Origin of the sequence: uncultured Microscilla sp. (genome assembly GCF_947493425.1) — a bacterium.
GTDB lineage: Bacteria > Bacteroidota > Bacteroidia > Cytophagales > Microscillaceae > Microscilla.
On sequence record NZ_CANLRP010000127.1, the window covers coordinates 1 to 23,516 of the forward strand.

General features: G+C 43.1%; 13 protein-coding genes. 5 read left to right on the top strand and 8 right to left on the bottom strand.

The features are described from left to right. Positions 1-265: 265 nt before the first annotated feature. The 8 genes from Q0954_RS24325 to Q0954_RS24360 all read right to left on the bottom strand — a co-directional run bounded on the left by Q0954_RS24325 (position 266) and on the right by Q0954_RS24360 (position 7,648). Positions 266-1,705 (bottom strand): hypothetical protein, encoded by a 1,440-nt coding sequence (locus Q0954_RS24325; RefSeq protein ID WP_299461367.1) that lies wholly within the window; start codon positions 1,703-1,705, stop codon positions 266-268. 273 nt (positions 1,706-1,978) lie between these two features. Continuing rightward, positions 1,979-2,392, bottom strand: a complete 414-nt coding sequence (locus Q0954_RS24330) for a DUF6691 family protein (RefSeq protein WP_299461369.1) — start codon at positions 2,390-2,392, stop codon at positions 1,979-1,981. 54 nt (positions 2,393-2,446) lie between these two features. Continuing rightward, a complete protein-coding gene (locus Q0954_RS24335) occupies positions 2,447-3,007 on the bottom strand; it encodes a YeeE/YedE thiosulfate transporter family protein (protein WP_299461371.1) in 561 nt (186 codons plus the stop codon). Positions 3,008-3,256: 249 nt separating this feature from the next. Then, a complete protein-coding gene (locus Q0954_RS24340) occupies positions 3,257-4,087 on the bottom strand; it encodes a universal stress protein (RefSeq protein WP_299461373.1) in 831 nt (276 codons plus the stop codon). Positions 4,088-4,218: 131 nt separating this feature from the next. Further along, on the bottom strand, positions 4,219-4,791 hold the full coding sequence (locus tag Q0954_RS24345; RefSeq protein ID WP_299461375.1) for a DUF3365 domain-containing protein: 573 nt from the start codon (positions 4,789-4,791) through the stop codon (positions 4,219-4,221). A gap of 79 nt (positions 4,792-4,870) precedes the next feature. After that, entirely contained in the window at positions 4,871-5,179 is a 309-nt protein-coding gene (locus tag Q0954_RS24350; protein ID WP_299461377.1) for a rhodanese-like domain-containing protein, read from the bottom strand. 196 nt (positions 5,180-5,375) lie between these two features. Further along, the gene (locus Q0954_RS24355; RefSeq protein WP_299461379.1) at positions 5,376-6,782 is read right to left on the bottom strand and encodes an MBL fold metallo-hydrolase; all 1,407 of its coding nucleotides are present in this window, start codon (positions 6,780-6,782) and stop codon (positions 5,376-5,378) included. Between the two features lie 560 nt (positions 6,783-7,342). Beyond that, positions 7,343-7,648 carry a helix-turn-helix transcriptional regulator gene (locus Q0954_RS24360; protein WP_299461381.1) on the bottom strand — a complete coding sequence of 102 codons (306 nt, stop codon included), beginning with the start codon at positions 7,646-7,648 and terminating at the stop codon, positions 7,343-7,345. 584 nt (positions 7,649-8,232) lie between these two features. Here Q0954_RS24360 and Q0954_RS24365 point away from each other — a divergent pair. From Q0954_RS24365 to Q0954_RS24385, 5 genes are all read left to right on the top strand, one after another. Next, the gene (locus tag Q0954_RS24365; protein ID WP_299461383.1) at positions 8,233-17,316 is read left to right on the top strand and encodes a T9SS type A sorting domain-containing protein; all 9,084 of its coding nucleotides are present in this window, start codon (positions 8,233-8,235) and stop codon (positions 17,314-17,316) included. 829 nt (positions 17,317-18,145) lie between these two features. Next, positions 18,146-19,564: an FAD binding domain-containing protein gene (locus Q0954_RS24370; protein ID WP_299461385.1), complete on the top strand. Its 1,419-nt coding sequence runs from the start codon at positions 18,146-18,148 to the stop codon at positions 19,562-19,564. Beyond that, on the top strand, positions 19,561-21,840 hold the full coding sequence (locus Q0954_RS24375; RefSeq protein ID WP_299461387.1) for a molybdopterin cofactor-binding domain-containing protein: 2,280 nt from the start codon (positions 19,561-19,563) through the stop codon (positions 21,838-21,840). The genes Q0954_RS24370 and Q0954_RS24375 overlap by 4 nt, the downstream gene beginning before the upstream one ends. Continuing rightward, on the top strand, positions 21,833-22,336 hold the full coding sequence (locus Q0954_RS24380) for a hypothetical protein (protein WP_299461389.1): 504 nt from the start codon (positions 21,833-21,835) through the stop codon (positions 22,334-22,336). Before Q0954_RS24375 ends, Q0954_RS24380 begins: the two co-directional genes overlap by 8 nt. Positions 22,337-22,480: 144 nt before the next feature. Then, positions 22,481-23,431, top strand: a complete 951-nt coding sequence (locus Q0954_RS24385; RefSeq protein ID WP_299461391.1) for an XdhC family protein — start codon at positions 22,481-22,483, stop codon at positions 23,429-23,431. The last annotated feature ends 85 nt before the right edge of the window (positions 23,432-23,516 follow it).

A 23,516-nucleotide genomic window follows, 5' to 3' on the forward strand; every position in this document is an offset into this window, starting at 1 on the left:
GTAACCACGCTTTTGTATTACACTGATTTTCAGTTATTTACAAAAAGCGTAGTTAGAAGCTGATTCGAGTAAATGTTTATTTTGTTAAATGCTATAAACCAGTATTTTATATTAAGATTGCTTACTCACTTTATTTTTAAAAGCGTTTCGGTTTTAATTAAGCCTAAACATCCAATTAAATAGTTTTTAAATCCATCAATAACTGATCACCAGCAACCAACTTTGACGAAAATCACTGCGGAGTATTGATATGTAGTAGAGCAGTTTAATACCGTGGAATTTCGTTCAGTCGATTCCTTATGTTTTTGATGTTGACCTTTTTCTGGTAATCTTTTTTTACCTGCTCAAACTGTTGGTTGAGTTTCTTGATTTTGGTTTGAATTTTTGCGGGATTTTTACTCAACTTGTACGCATTGGTCAATATAATCACAATGTTTTTATGGTACTCTTCCAGGGCAGTTACATACTCAGACGAAATTTGCTCTATCTCTCCAGTAATAAACTCTATCTTGTTGCGGGCAAGCACCGAATAACCCACCCGGTCATCCCTTACAATGATGTGATAGCTTATTTGATTTGAGTTTGAACTGACATAGCTCTTTTCAATCTTTTCTATATGTCGCATCACCTGGCTATAGGTGTAATATTGATCTATAATATCGTTGAGCGATTTATCTTTGAGCGTAGTCATGCTTTGTGCATTGTACAACGTAGCCACCATCTCTTTGACAAACTCATTGGTAAGCTTGCGCAAAGCTTCTGTTTTTACTTTTAGGTTTTCGTTGGTTACTGCCAACACCTTGTTCAAAGCCGAGAGGTTGTCATAATGCTCTACATATTTGCGCAAACCTTCATGAAAGTTTTTTAAATCCCCTGCGCTTACTCCCTTGTGGTTTACCACCGTATTATTTACCAGGTTAGCTACCGAATAAATAGAGTTTACGGCAGGCACAGAAGAAACCAATGATTGGGTGATGGGGTTGCGTAAAATAGTGGAAACAACTCCTAAAAAGCGGCTCTTTTTGCGGCGCCTAAACCTTCTAAGTTTGCCTACCACCTGTTGGTTAATCAAGCCCACAATCTCGGTTTCCAGCGAAAAACCCAGTTCATTGTTTTGAGGGTTATTGAGGATGTTAATTGCATTGGCATAATCGGTAAACGCCAGCGAAGCTTCCAGCCCATTAAGCCCGTTATTGAAGGCATAAATAAAATTTGCCGTAGTTTTTATGCTTCTTACATTGGTTGTATAGCGGTTTTTGGCATCCAGCAAATCTTTTATTTTAATATCTTTGATGGCTTTTACTCCTACATTTACCTCTTGCCGCAAGGTATTATGTCTTTTATAAATGCTGTTCAGCGAATCCCTCAATTCCTTACTCATTTGTTGGGTTTGAGCAAGCCCTTCTTTGCTTTTTTTGATGTTTGCATTGACACTATTTAGTCTTTGTGCATTTTGTTGCGAGGTTTTTTGAATATTTAAAAACCGTTGATAAAGCAAGGCCAATGAATCTGACAAAACCTTGATGCGTGCCTGATCGGAGGTTATTTTTTTTACATCAGGAGGGAAGGGATTGCCACCTCCAGCCTTGATAGAGTCTCCCTTGGTGGGGAGAGGCGCTTGTTTTTTTGTAGAATCCTGTTGTGCCTGGGCTATAGTTCCGCATAATATCAAGGCAACAAATAAGAAGATTTTAACCATGTTCATTCCTGAGGTTTAGTTGTGTGATTGTTACAGCAAATTATGCCAGAAATACCATATATACAAATAGTACTTTCTTATAAAAGCAGAGCACAGGAAAATGACAGATTATTTTGGAGTATCGAAGGGCAAGCCTCAAGTACAATGAATGCAGTGATACTTGAGGCTTGCCTGCTTGAGTTTTTAATAGTTCAACAATAAAGTATTGGCGCAACCTCCTTGAGCAAATGACAAGGATAAAAGAGTTTTGATTAAGGTGCCCCACCAAGATTGAAAAAGCTAATGTGGTAATTTATTGCGGAACAAACCGTATACGTAAGTACCCAATAGTGCACTTGCCAACACCACCAGTATTACCCCAAAACCGTGTCCAATGAGTACATACAGCGGCCCGGGGCAGGCACCAGTCATCGCCCAGCCCAATCCAAACAAAACTCCTCCAATAAGGTAACGGGGAATTGATTTTTTCTTGTCATTGAAGGCAATAGGCTGCCCTTGAATAGAGCGTAGGCGTAACTTTTTGATCAGAAAAGTAGCTAACATACCCAGTGCTACCGCCGAGCCTATGATACCATACATGTGGAATGATTGGAAGCGGAACATTTCCTGGATACGATACCACGAAATTACCTCCGCCTTAGTCATGATAATACCAAACAGTATTCCGGCAAAAATATATTTAATTGTTTTCATTTAATCAAACATTTATTTATATGTTCATTAATTCATTTGTAAAGACAAAAAAAATCAAAGTTGTAAAATAAGGGGTAAGAGGTAATGTGTCATGAGCAACCCTCCAACAAAAAAACCAATGACCGCAATGAGCGAAGGAAGCTGCAGGTTTGATAAGCCACTGATGGCATGCCCCGATGTGCAACCACCCGCATAACGAGCCCCAAAACCGATGAGAAAGCCTCCAAGTACCAATACCACCATTCCTTTGAGCGAAAAGACCGCTTGCCAGCCAAACAAATCTGCGGGTGCTAACCCTGAGACATCTTGTATCCCTAGTTTTTGCAAATCTTGTACTGTGTCTGGTGACACACTCACAGTAGGGTGCATCAAAAACTGGCTGGCAATCATACCACCTACTATCGCCCCTATTACAAACAATATATTCCAGCGGTCGGCTTTCCAGTTATAATGAAAAAAACTCGTCTTTTTTCCAGCACCCAATGCAGCACAGGTAGTGCGCAAAGTAGCCGATACGCCAAACGATTTGCCAAAAAACAGTAGCGCAATAGCCACCAATGCGAGCAGTGGTCCGGCAATGTACCACGCCCAGGGCTGTTTAATTAGTTCTAACACAATTTGGTTGTTTTGATTGTAAAACCACGATTTGTTCAATGACGAATAATTATTTCAGTAATTTGTCATTGAACAAATCATAATTACTTAGGAATGGTGAGAAATTAAATTACCATTCTTGAGGTAGAGGTTTTGTTTTGAGACGAGGCTATTTTTTGCGCCCATAGCAGCGCTACGGGCAATAAAAATAACGAAGTATCAAGGCGAAAAATCACCCCTCAGGGTGTAAATTTATTTTTGAACAATTCCTTAGTTTAATTTAAAAGTCAATATAGGCTTGTACATGTGGTTAACCAGGTTTTCAGAAATACTCCCCTTGATCAAATGATCCCAACCAGTACGTCCATGGGTGCCCATTGTAATTAAATCTATAGAATGCTCGTGAGCAAAATAAAATACTCCTTCTTCAATTTTGCTGCTGCTCTCTACGTGAAACTCTACATTTTTCAGCTGATTAAGTTCAGTAAACTTTTCCATCTGTTGAAACACCTCACGGTTAGTTTCTTTCCCCTTTTCTATTTTTAATAAGTGAATTTGCGCCTCAAATGCTTTTTGTAAGGTTTTTAGTGCGGTTAAGTTTTCTACCTTTGGCTCTTTAAAATCATTGACCAGCAAAATTTTCTCTACCTCCCAATCGGGTTTATCACATTTGATCGTGAGTACCGGCACAGGAGAGTACCTTACTACCTTTTCGGCATTAGAGCCTACAAACATTTCTTTCCAACCTGACGCCCCACTGGTGCCCATTACCACCAAGTCCATAGCATTGACGTTAACATACTCTACTATGTCGTCTATCATGTTGCCAAACTTCACCACTACATGTACTTTTACTTTGGCGTCTTTGAGCCATTCTTTAATTTTGGCTTCATTCTCCATACGCTCCTTCTCAAACTTGGTCATGTCATAATCCTGGCAGTTGAGCATGTTGCCTTTGTCGTCAAAATAAGCATCGCCAGGAGCAGGCAATACCTTCAAGGCGTGTATTTCTGCACCAAGCGAAGTCGCTATTTTTTCAGCCGTGTGCAGGGCGTATTCCGATAATTCAGAAAAGTCAGTAGGTATCAATATCTTTTTCATACTATATAAGATTCAGTTCACTAAAATTTTTCTTCAAATTTGCCCGATCCTTTCATTTTTTGCTATGATTATTGTCATAAATGGACACTTGAAACTATGACCATTATTTTGTTTATGCCTATAAAAAAACACTATTTTTTCTCAAAAGTTACACTCCATATCCCTCTCAGTTCAGCCACCTTATAGCCAATAGCTTTGTCGTTGGGGTAAAGCGATTGAATCACTTGATAGTCAGTCTCAGTAATATGTTGCCCCACCGTTCCGTGGCAGTTGAGGCAACTAGCCCTTAGTAAAATAGGAGCGTTAAACATAGTATTGCCATTGGGCAATTGACTTACCATAGGCTTTAGTTTTTTACCTGCTGTCAGTTGTTGGGCATATTGTTGAATGATGAGTTTTTCGTGGGCAGTAGGGGCGTTTTTTGCGTTGCGGTTTCTTATGCTTGTTCTCCGTACTTGTGCACCATATTTTTGGGCTATTTGCTGAGTAATAGGCAATGCATTGGCATTACAATAAGGCACCGCCTGGCGCACACCTCCTTGGCGCATAGCTTGCTTAAGCTCTCCGCTCAACTTGTTAAGCGTATGCTGGATGACCTCCTTACCCTTGGTCAGGTATTCATCTCCTTCTTGTGCTTCTTTTGTTGTATTGTTGCAGGCACAAAGCAAAGTGAGCACAAACAATACTGCCGTATACAAACGCATATATTTGGTTCGTTAATTACCCTTAGTAATATGTTTAAAGTGGGGTATTGCAACCTAACAAAAAATCTGGCTGGGTTGCCTAAATAGCTTCGTTCCAAGCCATTATACCGCCAGCAAGATTATACAGTTTGGTAAAACCCATTTCAGCCATAAGTGCACAAGCCTTGCCGCTTCGGTTACCACTTCGGCAATACACCAAATACGTTTTTCCCTTATCGAGTTCAGCTATTTTGCTGGCAAAGTCAGGTTGCATAATATCAATCAGTTGGTGGTTGGGCACACTGCCATCTTCCAGCTCTATGGGCGAGCGTACATCTAGTATGACAGCGTTAGACTCTTGAGCTATTTTGTGCTTAAATTCAGCAACGTCGATGTTTTGAAAACTCATAATTTGTATAACTAAAAAAGCTTTTGATTAAAAAATCAATGAATTTGAAAGCCTCGCTTATCTTATTCCTTCAAAGCTGTCTCATAATTATTGATGAAACAGCCTTAAAAGAACAGTGAGGTAAATACAAGTTGTAATAATTTGCCTAACTTTTAAATGTGCCTTTATCCAATGTCCAATTTGGGTAAACACGTGCCTACGACAAGGTAGAAGGACAAACATATTCAGTTTTGGCAATGTCCGTTTTGGCAATTTCTCTAAACCCACCCTTCACATCTATTACATTAGGGTAACCGTGCTTCTTTAAAATAGATGAAGTAATCATAGAGCGGTACCCCCCGGCACAATGTATATAATAGGTAGCCTCTTTGTCAAGGTCGTTTAAGTGCCCGTTGATAAAATCCAAAGGAAAGTTTTGAGCACCTGCAATACGTTCCGATTGGTACTCGGTGGGTTTGCGTACATCCAAAATATGAATATCCCCACTTTTATTCAATGTGGCAAGTTCTATTGCTTCAATAGATTTGATTTGGTCTACAGGTTTATTGGCTGTTTGCCAGGCATCAAACCCACCCTTAAGGTAGCCAATGGCGTTGTCATACCCCACCCTTGCCAGGCGTAATACGGTTTCTTTCTCTTTACCTTTGGGTGTCACCAGCATAATGGGTTCATTGAGGTTTTTGATGAGTGTACCTACCCATACCGCAAAAGTACCTTCCAGTCCTATATTAATGGCACCTGGTACAAAACCTTGGTTAAATATTTGCTCGTGGCGTGTATCCAAAATCACCACTCCCTCACTTTTTTTGGCTTCAAACTCTTCAATGCTCAATGCTTTCATACCGCGTTCGAGCACCTCGTCTACCTCTTCATACCCTTGTTTGTTCAGCATCACATTTTTGGCAAAGTATTGAGGAGGAGGCAATATACCATCGGTTACCTCTTTCACAAACTCCTCCTTGGTCATATCAGCACGTAAGGCATAGTTGGTCTTTTTTTGGTTGCCCAAAGAGTCAAAAGTTTCGTCGCTCATGTTTTTGCCACAAGCCGAACCAGCCCCGTGTCCAGGGTAAACAATTACATTGTCTGCCAAGGGCATAATTTTATTGCGTAATGAATCGAACAGTAAACCCGCCAAATCTTCTTTAGTCAGATCAGACTTTACGGCAAGGTCAGGACGTCCTACATCGCCAATAAACAAGGTGTCGCCCGAAAAAATAGCGTGGTGCTTGCCTTCTTCATCAATGAGCAAATAAGTAGTAGATTCCAGCGTATGACCAGGAGTATGTAAAGCCTTTATCTTTACTTTACCTATTTCAAATACATCTCCGTCTTGAGCAGGGTATATGTCATAGCTTGTTTTGGCTTCTGGTCCAAACACAATCGTGGCACCGGTTTTTTTTGCAAGGTCTACATGCCCCGACACAAAATCGGCGTGAAAGTGGGTTTCAAAAATATATTTAAGAGTAGCGTCATTTTGAGCCACTTTGCGGATATAAGGTTCAGTTTCGCGCAAGGGGTCAATAATAGCTGCTTCTCCGTTAGACTCAATATAGTAGGCAGCTTCTGCCAAACAACCTGTATATATTTGTTCTACCTTCATGTTGTTACTTTTTTAATAATGTTAGTTAAAATACTTTGAAATTCTAGGCTGGGTAACAAGCTCTTAAAAAACGTGACTGATAACTAAAAAATACCATCATTACAAAAATACGGTGTAATTCAGTGTTACTTCAAAAAAACAATGATAAATCTATTTTTACTCTTGTCATATTAACAATACTCCGCAGTGATTTTAGTCAGATTCTCAAACGATTATAAGTTTAAAAACTATTTAATTACGTGTTTAGGCGTAAAACTGAAACCCTTTGAAAAATAAAGCAAGCATACAAGGTTTAATGCTTACTCGAATCCGCTATGGACTATGGACTATGGACTAAATGCTTCTAACTACGCTTTTTGTAAACAATTGAAAATCAAAGTGATAGAAAAAGTGTAGCTACTTAGGGAACAAGGTATACCTAGAACCTTGTCGGGGCTGTGGACTATTTATATTAATATATGTTAATTTATTGTTTTGTTTTCCTAAAAAAAACCGGATATAGGGTAAGCAAAATCTTACAACGCTTTATCCGAAAATTTTTGCAGAAAGTAATAGCGATTTTATATAAAACTACACTTCTCCATACAGTCAAAAATATGGGTAATGTGATCATCGACCAGTGCATAGTAAATATTTTTACCTTCCCGGTTGGCTCTCAACACTCCTTTGTCCTTCATTTTGATCAAATGATGTGACAGCAACGATTGTTCTGTTTGGGTTTTTTCCTTTAAGTCTGAAACTGTTAACCTGCCGTGGTTTTGTAATACTTCCAAAATGCTTAACCTTACCGGATGGGCAATTGTTTTGAGCACTTCGGCTACTCGTTCCAGTTTTTCTGCGCTGATGTTACGTTTAGTTGTTGTCATACTTTTTCTAAATTTAGTTACCTTACTATATATGCCTTGATATTATAATGCAAATATATGAACATATTTTCATATAATCAAATCCTAACCTTTAACTTTTGGCAAGCTATGAAAAATCAATGAATTTGATGCCTTACAAGCGAGTATATCCTTATAATATTTACATTACAGCATTTTTTTGTCATAAAAACTTACATCAAAACCATAGAGGAAATATTTTGATTACTTCTGCTTAATTGAGATGAAGTGATATAAAACTAGCCTTTAAGCTGTTTTTATGCTGTTTTGGTACATAAAAAGATGTTTTTTTCTGTTAAAAGGCAGTTCCATCTTTGAAAATAAGCTTAAACCTGTCACGTGTGATATTACCATTTTGAATACATTTTGACTGAAAACCGTATACAGTAACAAACACTACCCTACCCACAACTTTATTAAGCACACATTTAATAAATAATTATATAAACACCGGATGTTTATATAATACCATTAGAATACTAACCACGCCTGTACAAATTAACATACTACTACTACTACATTTTACATAAGTTTAAATATAGGATACTTTAACTATTATTAATTTCATGTCAAAAATTACGAACGTACTTCTTGTAAGCTGGGTGTTTGTACTGGCTTGTGCATTGACTACCCAAGCGCAAACAGTTGCTACCTGGAACCCACCTTCTGCTGGGTCAACATCAGGAGGTTTTTATTCTGATCTTAAAGAGTTTAATTGGCTTGACCCTGCTAACTGGTCTTGGACTGTGGGTGGAGCGGCAGCTGACCCTACAAACCCTGCAGTACCTGATAATGGGATACCAGACGAAAATACTGAGGTGATAATTCCGGCTGGAACGCCTGTGTGTTGGATTCCGGAAGACTACACCAATTATTGTATAGACAAAACTACTACCCCGGCAAGCCCTACTGTGGGCAATGCCCCATGCGCAGGCAACTTTGAAGCTGTTACCCGCCCTACTTGTAAAAAAATCACTTTGAATGGAGGGTTGTACAACCAAGCTAGTTTGAACAATAACAATGATACCAAGTCGCTCTATGTAAAAGATGTAAACGGTACTACTGATGGAGACTTTATTATTGCTAGTGGAGGGGTTTACCTTTCCGAGGCTTTCGTTACTCAAATAGAAGGTGATTTTGACCTTCAGGCAGGGGGGCATTTGGTCGTGTATAACAGTGACAACAGTATACAAGTAAGCCGAAACCTTACCATTAATGGCAACATTACCAAACAAGCCCAAATCACTGGGCGAACCCTTACTTTTGATTTTAGAGGAAAAGAAAGCTCCATCATTAACGGAAACTACCTCACCAACCAAATATCTACTGCTCAGGCGAATGTAGCACCTTACATGAACTTTACTCACTATTATACTTATGGAGCCATAGATAACCTCATTATTAGCAAAATAAAAAATGACCCATTGAATACGGCGGCTGCTGACCCTACAGTGAGCAACGACCCTAGTTTCCCTATTTTGGTAGGAGTAATGGACAACGCAGGCACTGGGTTAACGATTGGTGGTTCTGGAAATGTAACCATTAATGGAGGAGCTTTGATAGTAAAAAACGTAACTGCTGGAGGATTCAATCTGGGGGAAAGCACGTTTAACGGAGTTGATAATTGGAATTGGGATATTCCGGCTTCAGACATTAACGTAAGAGGTAAAGTATTTATTGCCAATGCCAATGTGGGTACAGGTACTTATACGGGGTCTAGCCTTGACCTTACCGGAGGATCGAGCGACCCTCGGTCTATTTGTATGCACTTGGGAGGCAACTTTGAAGACTTAAACATTGTAGAGCCATCAAGATCCAATGGGAAACGCAATGGTTTTTATATCAATGGCTCCAGAGTGAGCTCTCGGCAAGACAGAAGACCTACCGTAGTGTTTAATGGGGCAGGAGATCAAGATATTCGTGGAATCAACGGAGTAGGAACTACTTTCTGGCTTCGTGATTATAACGACAACCCTACTGAAGGAATCGGGATTGCTTTTCCTGAAGTAATTATCAATAAAGCTGCCGACAAAAAAGTATCTATCAACGCCAGTTCTAACTTGCGTATTTTTGGCGATTTACGCTTGTTATCAGGTATTTTTGATGTCAATGGTCGTACCTTTCTTTTTGGCGACCGTTCGGAGTCTAACCAATACCATGGGCAAACCAATGCCAACGGAGATGAAATTAACATTTATGGAACATTGAATGCGCCTGCCGGATCGGTGATAAAAATGAACACAGGAAAGCAACACCGAGGTACTATTATGAGGGTGCGTCAAGGTGGTTTGCTCAAAATTATGGGTACTGCCAATAACACCAATATACTGATTCGTGATGGTAAGGTAGGTACCTATTATAGAGTAGGTGTGTATGGAGGGGGTAAGGCGGCTGTAGTCAATACGTTTATTCAACAGCAAGCTGGGCGTTCTAACGACTTTGGGCTAAGCGGCACCAACTATGGAACCGATGCCAGTGGCAGCGCCGGAGGTAATAATAGCGTAGGAGGGTTTAAAGTCTACTTTAGTGCGTCATTGCTTCACTTCAAAGAAAATGTACTTACTGGAGAACTGGATTTAGTAGATATGAACAACCCTACCTTCTCTAACGAAAACCCCACTACTTACGATGCTGACTATAGTAGTTTTAGCTATTGTGGATTTGCCGGAATGGGAGGATCAGGTGCCCACCTGACCATTAATACCGGGCAAAAGATGAGAATTTTAAACACAGGTTTTGGAGGTAATGGAGGGAACACCGCCCGAAACATTATTAATAACAATACTAGTGGATTGGTTATCACAGTGCAAAACTCTTCGGGGCAAGCTGGAGGGGTAAACGGAGAAAGCAAAGATGGTGGATCGGCTGATGATAAGGTAGTATGGGTAAGCCCTACGCCTGTATACTGGTGGGGACCACCCGTAGCCAGAGGTTATGACCAACAGTGGGATACTGGCTCTAAAGGAAAATCAGGTAGTTATGGTGCATCAGGAGCAGGTAGCGCCACTTATATTAAAAACGACCCCTATGACAGTTATTATGGCAGTAATCCTGTTTTGCCCACTGGCTCAAATACTTATCAATACCACGCGGCACTTTGGTCGTCTGCGGATGCCTCAGGGGTGTCTAATGTTTGGTCGCTCAATGATTTGGTATGGGAGCCTTTGCCTACTGGTGTGGTTCCTGGAACTGCCGGAAACGAAGATTATACTGCTTATATTTTGGCAAGGGCCACCCGTAGTTGTTATGTAGATGGAAACTATACTTTGAATGGAAGTATTTATGTACATCATAACGGAGCCGATAATAAGGTAACCCGCCAAAGCAGAAGAGTGTTGTACTTTGACAATACTACCCCTTATACAATGATAGTAAAAGGAGAAATTCAGAACTCTTCTTATAGTAGCGATGGACGCATTTATGGAGGACAAGCAACTGTACAAGTGGGTAGAGACCTGTTTACTCAGTTTGCTTATTTTTATCCACAAACTTCACATTTTATTTTCAATGGAACGTCATCGCAGGAAATACGCATAGGAACCAACTCTTTTTACAACCTGACTGTCAATAAAGCTTCTGGTAGTGCTCGTATGCAGGGAATTGGCGGTATAAGTGGCACCAATATGAACACTTTGGTAGTACGCAAAGACTTTGTATTACAATCGGGAGAAGTAGCCTTGGTATCGTCTACACCTATGTTGGTTATGGGTGATTTTATTCAAACCAGTGGGCATTTCAAGTTTATCAAGTCGCCAGTAAACATTCAGGGAAACCTGAACATATCTGGTGGTACCAACGATGATGGTGGTACAAGTACGGCGGCGTTGATTTTTACGCCCAGCGACAATACTACCCGTACGATCAAAACCAGTGGGCTAAAGTTTAGTAACATTTACTTTAATAAGAAAATTTACAAAAGTGGCAAAGTGGGGCACAGCAGCGATACCAACCCCTTTGGAACCACCTCAAACAAAGACATCAAAGGCGAAAAAGCCAAAAATGAACCCAGTGATGTGGTCTATCAAGTCACCGATGACCTGGAGTCGCTCAACGGCATAGAAATAGACGAAAACCGTATTTTAGAAGTGGTTGGAGGTAAAAAAATCATCAGTGCCAATATGACCATCCGTAACAAGGGACAGTTGATTACAGGAACCGCCACCCAGATTCAGGTAAAATCGGGCGGAAAACTGCACATACAAAGTGGAGGCTTTATGCAATTGATGGGGTCTTTTTCAGAGTACACCAAACTTACCCGTGACCCTTCTAGTTCTGGTACTTATAAGTTTGATGTAGATGGCACCCTCAAAGCCCGTTACTTTTTGCTGGATTATGCGGATAAAGACGGAATAAATATAGATGCCAACGCCAAAATATTGAGTCCTGGTACTATAGTACAAGGGGGCGGAGGAGAAAACTACTCTAATTCGCCAGATATAACTATAGCCGGTGGTGGTGGCTTGGGCGCTACCGCTACTGCCACAGTAGCTACCAGCATTACTAAAATAGATTTGGCCGATGGTGGATTGGGCTACCTGACCAACCCCACGGTAACCATTACTGGCGCAGCTACTACGCCCGCTACTGCTACAGCAAGCATTGCGGGGGGAGTAACAGGCATATATATTACCAACCCTGGTGGTGGCTACAGTGAAATGCCCACCGTAGACTTTACAAACGGTGCAGGTGTAAGTGCAGTAGGCAAAGTGACCGGAAGCCTGGATGTGCTCAACATTACCAATGCGGGTGCTGGGTATACTACCGCCCCTGAGGTTTCTTTGGTAGATGTTTCGGGAGCTACCTTAGTAGCAGGTACTGCCACCGCTACTATTACTGGGTCGGTTACGGCAATAAGCATAGACAACGCAGGCGCAGGCTATGCTACCTTCCCTACGGCTACTATAGACAATACTGCCACCAATGGTACTGGGTTGGCGGTTACGCTGAAAGGAAGCGTAACTGGCATTACCAACCTGGTAGGCGGTTCAGGGTATAACTCAGCCACCGCCACCATTAGTGCTCCGGGTGGGGGAGGTACCACTGCTACGGCCACTGTAAATATATCGGCAGGGTCGCTTACTGAAATGACGGTAACTGCAGGAGGGACTAGTTATTTGTCAAGCGGCAATGGTACCTTTGATGTATTGATTACCGGAGGGTCAGGTACCGGAGCTACTGCTTCTGCCAGTGTGTTGAACGGAGAAATTTATGAAATAGAAATCACCAATGCAGGTACAGGGTATGCCAGTGCCGATGTATTGACGCTTGATTTTGCGACCAATGGAGGGGGAGGCTCAGGCGCCACTGCTACCTATACTATAGTAAGTGCCGGAAACATTACTGGGCTTACGTTTACCAACAATGGCTCTGGTTATACCTCTATACCAACTATTACCCTTTCGGGCGATGGTACTGGTGCCAGTGCAGACGCTACATTGAGCATAACCGAAGTAGACATTACCAGTGGAGGGTCAGGGTATAACAGTGCGCCTACTATTACTCTTGACGATCCTGTTACTGTAGAGGGAGTAACCACAGAGTTGACCCCTGTAATCTCAGGAACAGTGACTGCCCTTACTATAGGTTCTGAAGGGTCGGGTTACGAAAAAGCACCTTTGGTATACATTGCTTCTCCGGCTGCCAATGCCGACGTAACAGTTGCTGGGGGTACCATTACTGGAGTTACCATTACTTCGGGTGGCTCAGGTTATGCTTCGGCTCCTTCGGTTACTTTTGTAGACCCTAACGGCACTGGAGCAGGCGCCACCGGAACCGCCACTATAGTAAATGGAGTGGTGACCGCTATTAATATTACCAGTACAGGTAACAATACTTACTCAGACCTGACCAGGGTGATCATAGGTACCCCGGCTGGTATGACCAATGCTTTGGGTGAAGCTAAGCTAAAAGTAACTCGTGGAATAATGACGAACCCTGGTACCAACTACACGGGTGGTTTTGACTTGATTTTTACAGGGGGAACACCTACCGTAACAGCTACGGCTAAAGCTACCCTCAGTGTAACTTCTATTAGTTTGACCAACCCTGGGGATGGCTACACCGCCTCACCTACAGTGACTTTAAGTGCTCCCGACGCACCAGTAAGTTTTCCGGGAGGGCTAGGTGACGCTGTGACCGCTACAGCAAGCGCTGCCACCATTGGTAGTATCAGTAATTTTACTATCACTAACAATGGTGCTGGTTATACAAATACCCCTTTTGTGATTATCAAAGATGCTACCGGGCGTGGTGCCGAAGGGCGAGCAGTACTTGGAGCTACTACCATTGATAGGGTATTGGTACTGGACGGGGGTAAAAACTATACAGCCACCCCTACAGTAACCATTACTGGTGGAGGTGGTACCGGAGCCACGGCTACGGCTACTATCTCAAGTGGCGAAGTAACCAATGTTGTAATAAACAATGGTGGATCGGGTTATGGAGCCCCACCTACGATTACTTTTACAGGTGGAGGCGGTACTGGAGCCACTGCTGAGGCAGTAGTGATTGGTGGCAAAGTAGTGAGCATAGGAATGGTAAATTATGGGTCGGGCTATACCTCAGCTCCTACCATCACCATCTCTGGTGGAGGTGGTACCGGAGCCACGGCTACTGCCGAAATAGGCGGAAGGGTGACCAGCGTGACACTAACGAATGCTGGGTCGGGCTATACCGGAACACCTGCTGTGGAGTTTAGCGGGGGAGGAGCTACTGCCATAAGTGCAGTGGCGGCTGCTTACCTTAGCCCTACCACATTGGTGGATATAGTACCTACTGCTTCTAAAGTATACCCGGTAGCGAGTTTCAGTGATGCGATTTTTACCAATGCGATCGAAGATGGCAGTACCTTTATTACCTTTCCGCAAGAGTACAGCGTATACCGCAACGGGTCTAATGACTATAGCACCATAGATGCTTTACCCGCGAATGTTACCCATGACTATAGTGCTTCGCCAGCGGTAGATACCATTTACAATGCGGTGTTCCCGAGTAATCCTGACCCTATTTTGGCTTTTACTAATGCACCAAGTAATGTAAAGCGTACTGGAACCTCTAACGACCCCAGAAACCGCGTGGTATTCAAAGATGCCATTGGTACTTTCTCAGGAGAGGACTTTGACAGTGAAAATACCATTGCTGATAACAATGATAATAGTTTAGGGATCAATCCTTTTGGGATAAAAACCGATAGTATGATACTGTGGAGAGAGCCTAATGTAGTGCGGTGGGATGGAGGACTGACCGGTGCCGGAACGGCCTGGAATGACCCTACCAACTGGCGCCCCGACCGGGTACCTGGCCCAGGTGACTTTGTGATTATTGACCACCGATTGTTGTTCTTGCAGTGGAACTTGCTCAAGGGACCACCCGATGTGATCTCGCCCTCAAACTTTGTGGTAGATATGAACCTAAGTTCCAACACCAACCCTATCACCTGTAGAAGTTTGACTATAGAGACGCTGCTGCCCGAACCCAACGATGGTTCACAGCGCAACCCCATTACCATTGAGGTAAACCAACCACTCACGGTATTGGAAAACCTGACCATATCGAAAGATGCCACGGTAAAAGTAATGAACAATACTGCCACCATTAGTGTAGGAGGAAGCTGGAGTAATGAAGGTACTTTTGAACATGGCAATGGTACGGTAAAGTTTAATCAACCATTTACCAGGGTAATCAAAGCCATTACCTCATCGGTAAGTTTTGCCCCTGGTCAAGTAGGGGTACCAACTGTCAACTTGAATGCTTTTTATAATTTAGAAATTGAAGATGGTACTACTGAATTGAACTCTTATGTAAGGGTAGAAAACGACTTGAAAATTAAGAATACCAATACCCAGCTGAGGTCGTCAAACAACCCAATTGAGCTATGGGGTAACTGGCAAAACGAAGGAACGTTTTCGCCTGACAATGGTACCGTGTATTTTGGTTCTAACCTTGTCCAAAATATAGGCAAGGGATACCGTACGGAGGCCACGGCTACCGCAGCGCTCACGGGCGATGCAGTAAGTAGCACATTTACCATTACCAACCCTGGCGATAAATACGCCCAAACCCCTATAGTAATGATAGAAGGGGGAGGAGGCACCGGAGCCACGGCTACGGCTACCATCAATGGTGATGGACAACTCACTGGTATTACTTTAGACACGCCAGGCTCAGGGTATACCTCTGCGCCTACGGTAAGGCTAGTAGCTCCCGAAACAGAGAAGTTTTTTAATGTGGGAGTAAGCAAGATTGTAAACAATGTGGTGACCAAAAACCGGATTGAACTCCAAGGTGCGGGAAGATTATTTTTGACTAATCAAAAAGTGATTTCGAGTGAAAATGCCGAAGTAGTACTGGGGCTAAATGCTGACTGGACCAGGGTAAATGGCTATGTAGACGGACCAGTAGGCAGGGTTTACAACTCCGCCTCTTCGTTGGTGACTAAGACATATCCAGTAGGCAAGGGTGATGTATACCCTGGTGATAATAACGGAGTAAGGCTTGATATTCAATTGACGGCTACCCCAGATGCACCTACTTCATCGGTGATGTACATTGTGGAGCAGTTTGAGAGTGCTGCAGTAGATGGTAGAGTATTTCCTCCTGATCCAAGCGATAATATCAACTACTTGTCGCGTAGTAGACATTGGAAAGTTCGTCAGGCACGTTACCCAAATATTAATTCCGCTTTTCCTACTAATTTAGGAACAGAAGTAAACTTCAGCAAGGCTGTCATTGGCTTGCCCTTTAGTGGCGCCAACGAACGGGCTGATGATCAAATAGCAGCTTTGTTGGCGGCTAACCCTGGTTTGCCATTGGGTACCATGGTCAATGACTTGTTATTGTCGCAGCTAGATGAACTCAGGATATTGAAAGATCCTGGTTTGACTGGACCAGCCAATGCTACTAACAATGCGAAGGGTTTGTTGGCTGAAACCCCTACTTTGGTCACTAATGGAGAGCGCTGGAGCAACATAGGGGGTGGAGTAGATGACATTACCAATTTTAGTATAGGAGGAGGAGCTGGCGGCTTGGTGTCTAATGAGTTTACCAGCTTGGGTACCGGAACTTTTACCCTGGGTTGGAACTATACTGCATTGCCTATTAACTTGCTATCGTTTGAGGCTAAATTGATCAAAAACAATCAGGTAAAACTTGATTGGGTCGCTCAAAACGAAGAGCAGGTCAAGCAATACAATGTAGAGCGTAGTACAGATGGGGTGAACTTTAAAACTATAGGAACAATAAAAGCCAATGAAAACGAGCAAAGTACCCAAAAGTACGAAATGATAGACCCATCGCCCGAAATAGGGATCAATTACTATCGCATTTGTCAAGTACAAGAACACGAGTCTTCGCGTCGTTCGCGGATGGTAGAGGTAAAAGTAGCCGTGGCACGTAAGATGGAGGTATACCCCAACCCTGCCACCAAAACCGAAGATTTGCAGGTGTTGGTACCTGCCGATGCTGGCGATAAGGTAGCGGTAAGTATACTGGATATTCAAGGAACAAAGATGTACAGTAAAGTGTACGCCGACTTTGCCGGGGCTCCAGTTACCTTCCCTCATTTGCAATTGCCCAAAGGCATATACATCATCAAGGCGACCATTAACGATGGAGCTGGAGGGGTGAAAGAACAACGGATTGTGATTCAGTAAATTTTTTTTTTATACTTTCTTTTTGAAACGTGCCTCTCTTGTTATCAAGGGGACACGTTTTTTTTGTGGGCTTTAGTTTGGGTTTTGGGACGATGCCGCCAATAAACAAACGCTTGCATACCGCTTTTTTACCAAATAGGTATTTTGTTGCCTTAGATTATTTTATATTTTCGTTGTATACTTAAACAAAAATGGTTTTGAGGATGGGTTTTGACTAATTGTCTGAATACCAACATTAATCAACCGAAGCTACAGCTTTGCTGTGCTGAGCTCAGCAAAGCTAATCCTGTAAATCCTAAAACCGAGTCTATTTATAAATCCCGATTCATCGCATGCGTCAAAGCTTAATTTTACGAACACTTAAAATACCATCAAAATCATCAAAAATGACTCTTTTAGGCGCAACTCCTACGGAGCTGTGTCCCGCTTCGTTTATTTTTTCTACCAAGGTTTCGCCCCACTGGGGCTAATATTCGTAAAAAATGGCATAAAAACGAGCAAAGAGTTTTGAACGATTCCATAAAAATTGTGATTCAACACAACTTGAAGCTGGTTTTTACAGGCGGAATTTTAAGCCCTGACCAATGCGATTCATCGGGGCAGCTTGCTGTGACGAGCTCACCGCAGGTAATCACTTTAATCCTAGTATACCTTAAGTTTTGACTAAAATGTTTCAAGGGTAATCTTTGGAGGATATGAACTAAAGAACCCATCATTTCTTTGAATTTAGAAACTGCTTTACGTAATTTTGTAGGTTATACCAGGGTACTCGCCCTAAGTTTTGCACCTCACTCTTTTTGACAAAAAATACAGGATCAGAAAAATATACATGATAGAATTTATATTAAACGATACTACCATAGCTACCTCTGCAGCTGTAGGTACTCCACTACTCGATTTTATCCGTTATCAACAGCACCTGTCTGGTACCAAGATCGGTTGTCGCGAAGGTGACTGCGGGGCTTGTACAGTGTTGGTAGGCACTTTGCACAACGATGGTGTCCACTATCAGTCTATGACTTCATGCATTACGCCGTTGGGTAACGCTCAAGGCAAACATATAGTGACTGTAGAAGGGCTCAATCTACCCCAAGGGCAGCTCAATCAGGTACAGCAGGCAATGGTAAACGAAGGGGGTACCCAGTGTGGTTTTTGTACAGCGGGTTTTGTCGTTTCTTTAGGTGGTCATTGCCTGAGCCATCAGTCTTCAGATTATTCAAAGGCGTTGGCAGCAGTAGATGGCAATATATGTCGTTGTACTGGTTATAAATCTATCGAGAGGGCTATTCAGACCGTTGACCACAAGCTTCAGGCAAAAACAGCGGGTCAGTCTCTGGACTGGTTGGTGGCACAAGGGTTTTTGCCTGCCTATTTTACCGACATTGCTGACCGTATGCAAACTTTAAGCGTGCCTGAACCTTCTATCAAACAGTCTACAGATATTGATGGGCACTACATAGGCGGTGGCACCGATTTGTATGTACAAAAGCCCGAAGAAATGATGCGTTCAAACTTATATTTGATGTTTGACCAAGAGGCATTAAACAAGATTGAGGTCAAAGATCAACGCTGTTATATAGGAGCAGCAAGCACTGTTTCAGATGTTTGGCAGTCAGAGGTCATGCAAGCCCACTTTCCACAGCTAAGTCAATACCTTAAGTTGGTATCGTCTACCCAAATACGCAACATGGGTACTATAGCGGGTAACTTAGTAAATGCCTCACCCATTGGCGATTTAAGCATTTTTTTGCTTGCCCTCAATGCTACTCTAGTGTTAAAGCACCAAGACCAAACCCGCGAAGTGCCATTGCGTGATTTTTATAAAGGGTACAAAATCCTGGACAAACAACCCACAGAGTATGTCACAAGTATTTATTTTGACTTGCCAACTACCCATACAGCTTTCAATTTTGAGAAGGTAAGCAAACGTACTCATCTCGACATTGCCAGTGTAAACGCAGCAATACAGCTCAAAACCGAAGGAATGTTGATCAAAGAAGCCCATTTGTCGGCAGGAGGGGTAGCCCCTGTTCCTCTTTATTTGGCGAAAGCCGCTCAATACCTAAAGGGCAAAACCCTGAGTGCTGAACTAGTAAAAGAAACGACTAAAATAGCCAACGATGAGGTAGCCCCTATCAGCGATGTGCGTGGTACGGCTACTTACAAACGCTTATTGTTGCGCCAACTCATTTATGCGCATTTTATTACCATTTTTGAAGGTACTTTAACCCTGGAGGATTTAGTATGAAGCAGGAAAAAAATCACAAAAGCTTAAAAAACATTGACTCACATGGCCATGTAAGGGGGGAGTCGATATACGTAGACGATATTGCAGTACAACAGGGTACTTTGTATGGCGCAGTGCATGACTCAAGAGTAGCCCATGGGCTACTCAAGCACATAAACGTGCGCAAAGCCCAAGCCTTGCCGGGAGTGGTAGCGGTGTTTACGGCTGCCGATGTGCCAGGCGAAAACCAGATTGGAGGCATCATTCCCGATGAGCCTTTGTTGGCCGATAAAGAGGTACACTTTTGGGGGCAACCCATTGCTTTTGTAGTGGCACAAACCGAAGATATTGCCCGCGAAGCCGCCCAATTGATTGAAGCCGAAATAACTCCCCTTCCGGTAATCACAGATCCGCGTGAAGCAAAAGAAAAGGGAGAATTGATAGCCCCTCCGCGTACTTTTGTGCTGGGCGACACTGCCGCTGCCTGGCAAGCTTGTACCCATGTGTACAGTGGACAGGCAAGCACCAATGGACAAGAACATTTGTACATAGAAACCCAAGGGGCGTATGCTTACCCAGCTGAGAATGGCAACATTAAAATTCATTCGTCGACTCAGGGACCCACTGCGGTGCAAAAAACAACTGCCAGAGTGTTAGGATTGCCTATGCACGCTATAGAGGTAGACGTAACCCGGTTGGGCGGGGGCTTTGGGGGCAAAGAAGACCAGGCCACCCCGTGGGCGGTAATGGTGGCGCTGGCGGTACATCACCTTAAACGCCCGGTAAAATATGTATTGCATCGCATGGACGACATGCGCATGACGGGTAAACGTAATCCTTATACCTCTGACTTTAAGATAGGATTGGATGAAAACCTGAAAATCATCGCGTATGAAGCTACTTTTTACCAAAATGCCGGGGCTGCCGCCGATTTGTCGCCTGCAGTGTTGGAGCGCACCCTTTTTCATTGTACCAATAGTTATTATGTACCCAATGTAACTGCCACTGCCTATAGTTGTCGCACCAACTTACCTCCCAATACTGCCTTTAGGGGCTTTGGTGGGCCGCAAGGGATGTTTGTGATAGAAGCTGCCATAGCCAAAGCTGCCCAGGCACTGGGAGTATCTGCGGCAGAGATTCAACAAAAAAACTTGCTACAAGCGGGCGATACTTTCCCTTACGGGCAAAAGGCAGAAAACCCTGAAGCAATAAGTTCGTGGAGCGCTGCCACCAATAGGTATGCATTAGATCATCTGGCCCAAAAAGTCAATGCGTTTAATGTTGCCAACACTCACCATAAAAAAGGCTATGCGCTCATGCCTATCTGTTTTGGAATTTCTTTTACCAAAACCTTGATGAATCAGGCGCGGGCTTTGGTACACATCTACCACGATGGCAGCGTAGGCGTAAGCACTGGAGCAGTAGAAATGGGACAGGGGGTTAACACCAAAATGCTGCAGGTAGCCGCCCAGGTTTTTTCTATTGCCAACGAACGCATCAAACTCGAAACTACCAATACTACCCGTGTGGCAAATACATCGCCTTCGGCAGCCAGTGCTACCGCCGATTTGAACGGGAAAGCATTGGAGATTGCTTGTCGCAAATTGCTGGATCGTTTAAAAGTGGTAGCTGCTGAGGAGTTGGATTTGACAAGTGTAACAGGCGTGACAGTGAGAGAGGGCTGGGTGCATGTGCAAGGGCAAAAAACCGACCTTGACTGGAACACACTGGTACTGCAGGCATTTCTGAAAAGGGTGAGTCTGAGCGAGGTAGGGCACTATGCTACCCCACGCATTCATTTTGACCAAAGTAAAGAAAAAGGACACCCCTTTGCCTACCATGTATACGGCACGGCAATAACCGAAGTAACTGTAGACTGTATAAGAGGTACTTATGAGTTTGACGCAGTGAAAATTGTCCACGATTTTGGGGCAAGTATGAACACCATTGTTGACAAAGGGCAAATTGAGGGAGGCTTGGTACAAGGCATAGGTTGGATGACCCTGGAAGAGCTGGAATATAACAAGCAAGGCAAACTTTTGTCCAATGCTTTGTCTACCTATAAAATACCCGATATTTACTCAGTGCCCAAAGATATACAGGTGGAGTTTTTGGCGGCTGAAGGCAGCGATTTGGCCATTTTTAAATCCAAGGCGGTGGGGGAGCCTCCGTTGATGTACGGCATTGGGGCTTACTTTGCTATTTTGAATGCAGTAAGGGCTTTTAATCCTCAGGTAACCTCTGTATTTGATGCGCCTTTTACCCCCGAAAAAGTGTTAACTGCCTTGTATGAATAGCTTGCAAAAAAGATTTGAATATACTCCTCAAAACATTGTACGAGGGGCAGTAGTGTATGCCTTGGGCGATTGTATAGCGGCATTGACTTTAGGAGAGTTTGCGTGGCTACGCCTGTTGGGTATGATGCTGGTTGGGGCAACTTTGTATGCTTTTGAGATCCCTAATTATTTTCGTTGGATCGCCCGCAAGGTTGGCAACGATTCCAGCCTGAAGGCATCGTTTCAACGTACCGCGCTCGCTTTGCTCTACTTCAACCCCTTGTGGATTGCCCGCCACCTGGTGCTTATCAAGCTGGTGAGCGGGAATGCTCATTTGGTAGGGGGGCATTTGCTTAGCGTTGCTTTTTGGTCGTTTGTAGTCAATATACCCGTATCGGTAGTGGCCAACTATGTGATTCAAAACAAGATACCCTTGCAATGGCGTTTTTTGGCAAGTGCTATATTTTCGGGGCTTATGGCAGTATATTATGCTTTGAGCGAGTTGTTTTTTCAATAAGCAACCCAAAACTTCTATGCCACGACTTGCCTGTTTTTTATTATATTTGCAAATATGATGTTAAGCGAAAAAATACTCAATTAACCCTATCAATCAGGCAAAAACACTGGTTGCTAAGTAACGGTTGAAATTAAATGACACTCCATGAATATTTGGCAGTTTATCAATACACAACTAGAGCAATATACCCCAGTAATGCTACTGTATGTAGTAGAAAGCAAGGGAAGTAGCCCAGGCAGACAAGGGTTTAGCATTGCGGTAACGCAAAAAGCCATGCAAGGCTCTATAGGTGGGGGCATTATGGAGCACAAGCTTGTAGAGTGGGCGCGTGATTTGCTGCAAAAGCAAGTATATCAGGTACAACTCAAGCGGCAGGTACACCGCAAAAACGAACAAAAAGATCAATCGGGGATGATATGTTCGGGCGAACAAACGGTTGCTTTGATACCTTTACTGCCCAAAGATTTGCCAGTGGTCAAACAAGTGCTCAGTGCTGCCTCAGGGGTGTTGAAACTGTCGCCCCAAGGGTTGACTTTTCAGGCAAAAGCCCCCACCTTGCCACGTTATCAATACTTTAATACCACCCATCAAGAGTGGAGTTTTGAAGAACAAATTGGGATGCAAAACAATGTATACATTGTAGGAGGGGGGCATGTAGGGCTCGCTTTTTCTCAGGTAATGGCCAACCTCGATTTTCGTATTTATATGTATGACGATCGCCCTGGTTTGAATACAATGGAGGCAAATCACTATGCTCATCACAAGCGAGTACTACCTTACGATCAATTAGGCGAAGCCATTCCAGCAGGAGCCAACCACTATGTAGTCGTCATGACCTTTGGCTACCGTAGTGATGATATAGCCATTCGGCAGTTGTTGGGCAAGCCCCTGAAATACCTGGGGCTGATGGGTAGCCAGGCTAAGATAGACCAATTGTTGGCAAATTTGAGAAAAGATGGTTTACCCGAAGAGCAAATCACCCAAATATACACGCCTATAGGTCTGCCTATTAGTAGCAAAACTCCCGCAGAGATTGCCATTAGCATTGCTGCCGAAATTATTGGCGTAAAAAATTTTATACCTGACAGGCTTTAAAAACCTGTCAGGTAGGCTGTTAAGAATTTTAAAAAAATTCCCCTTAAATTTGAAGAGACGAATCAACAACTTAAGGGGAAAATAT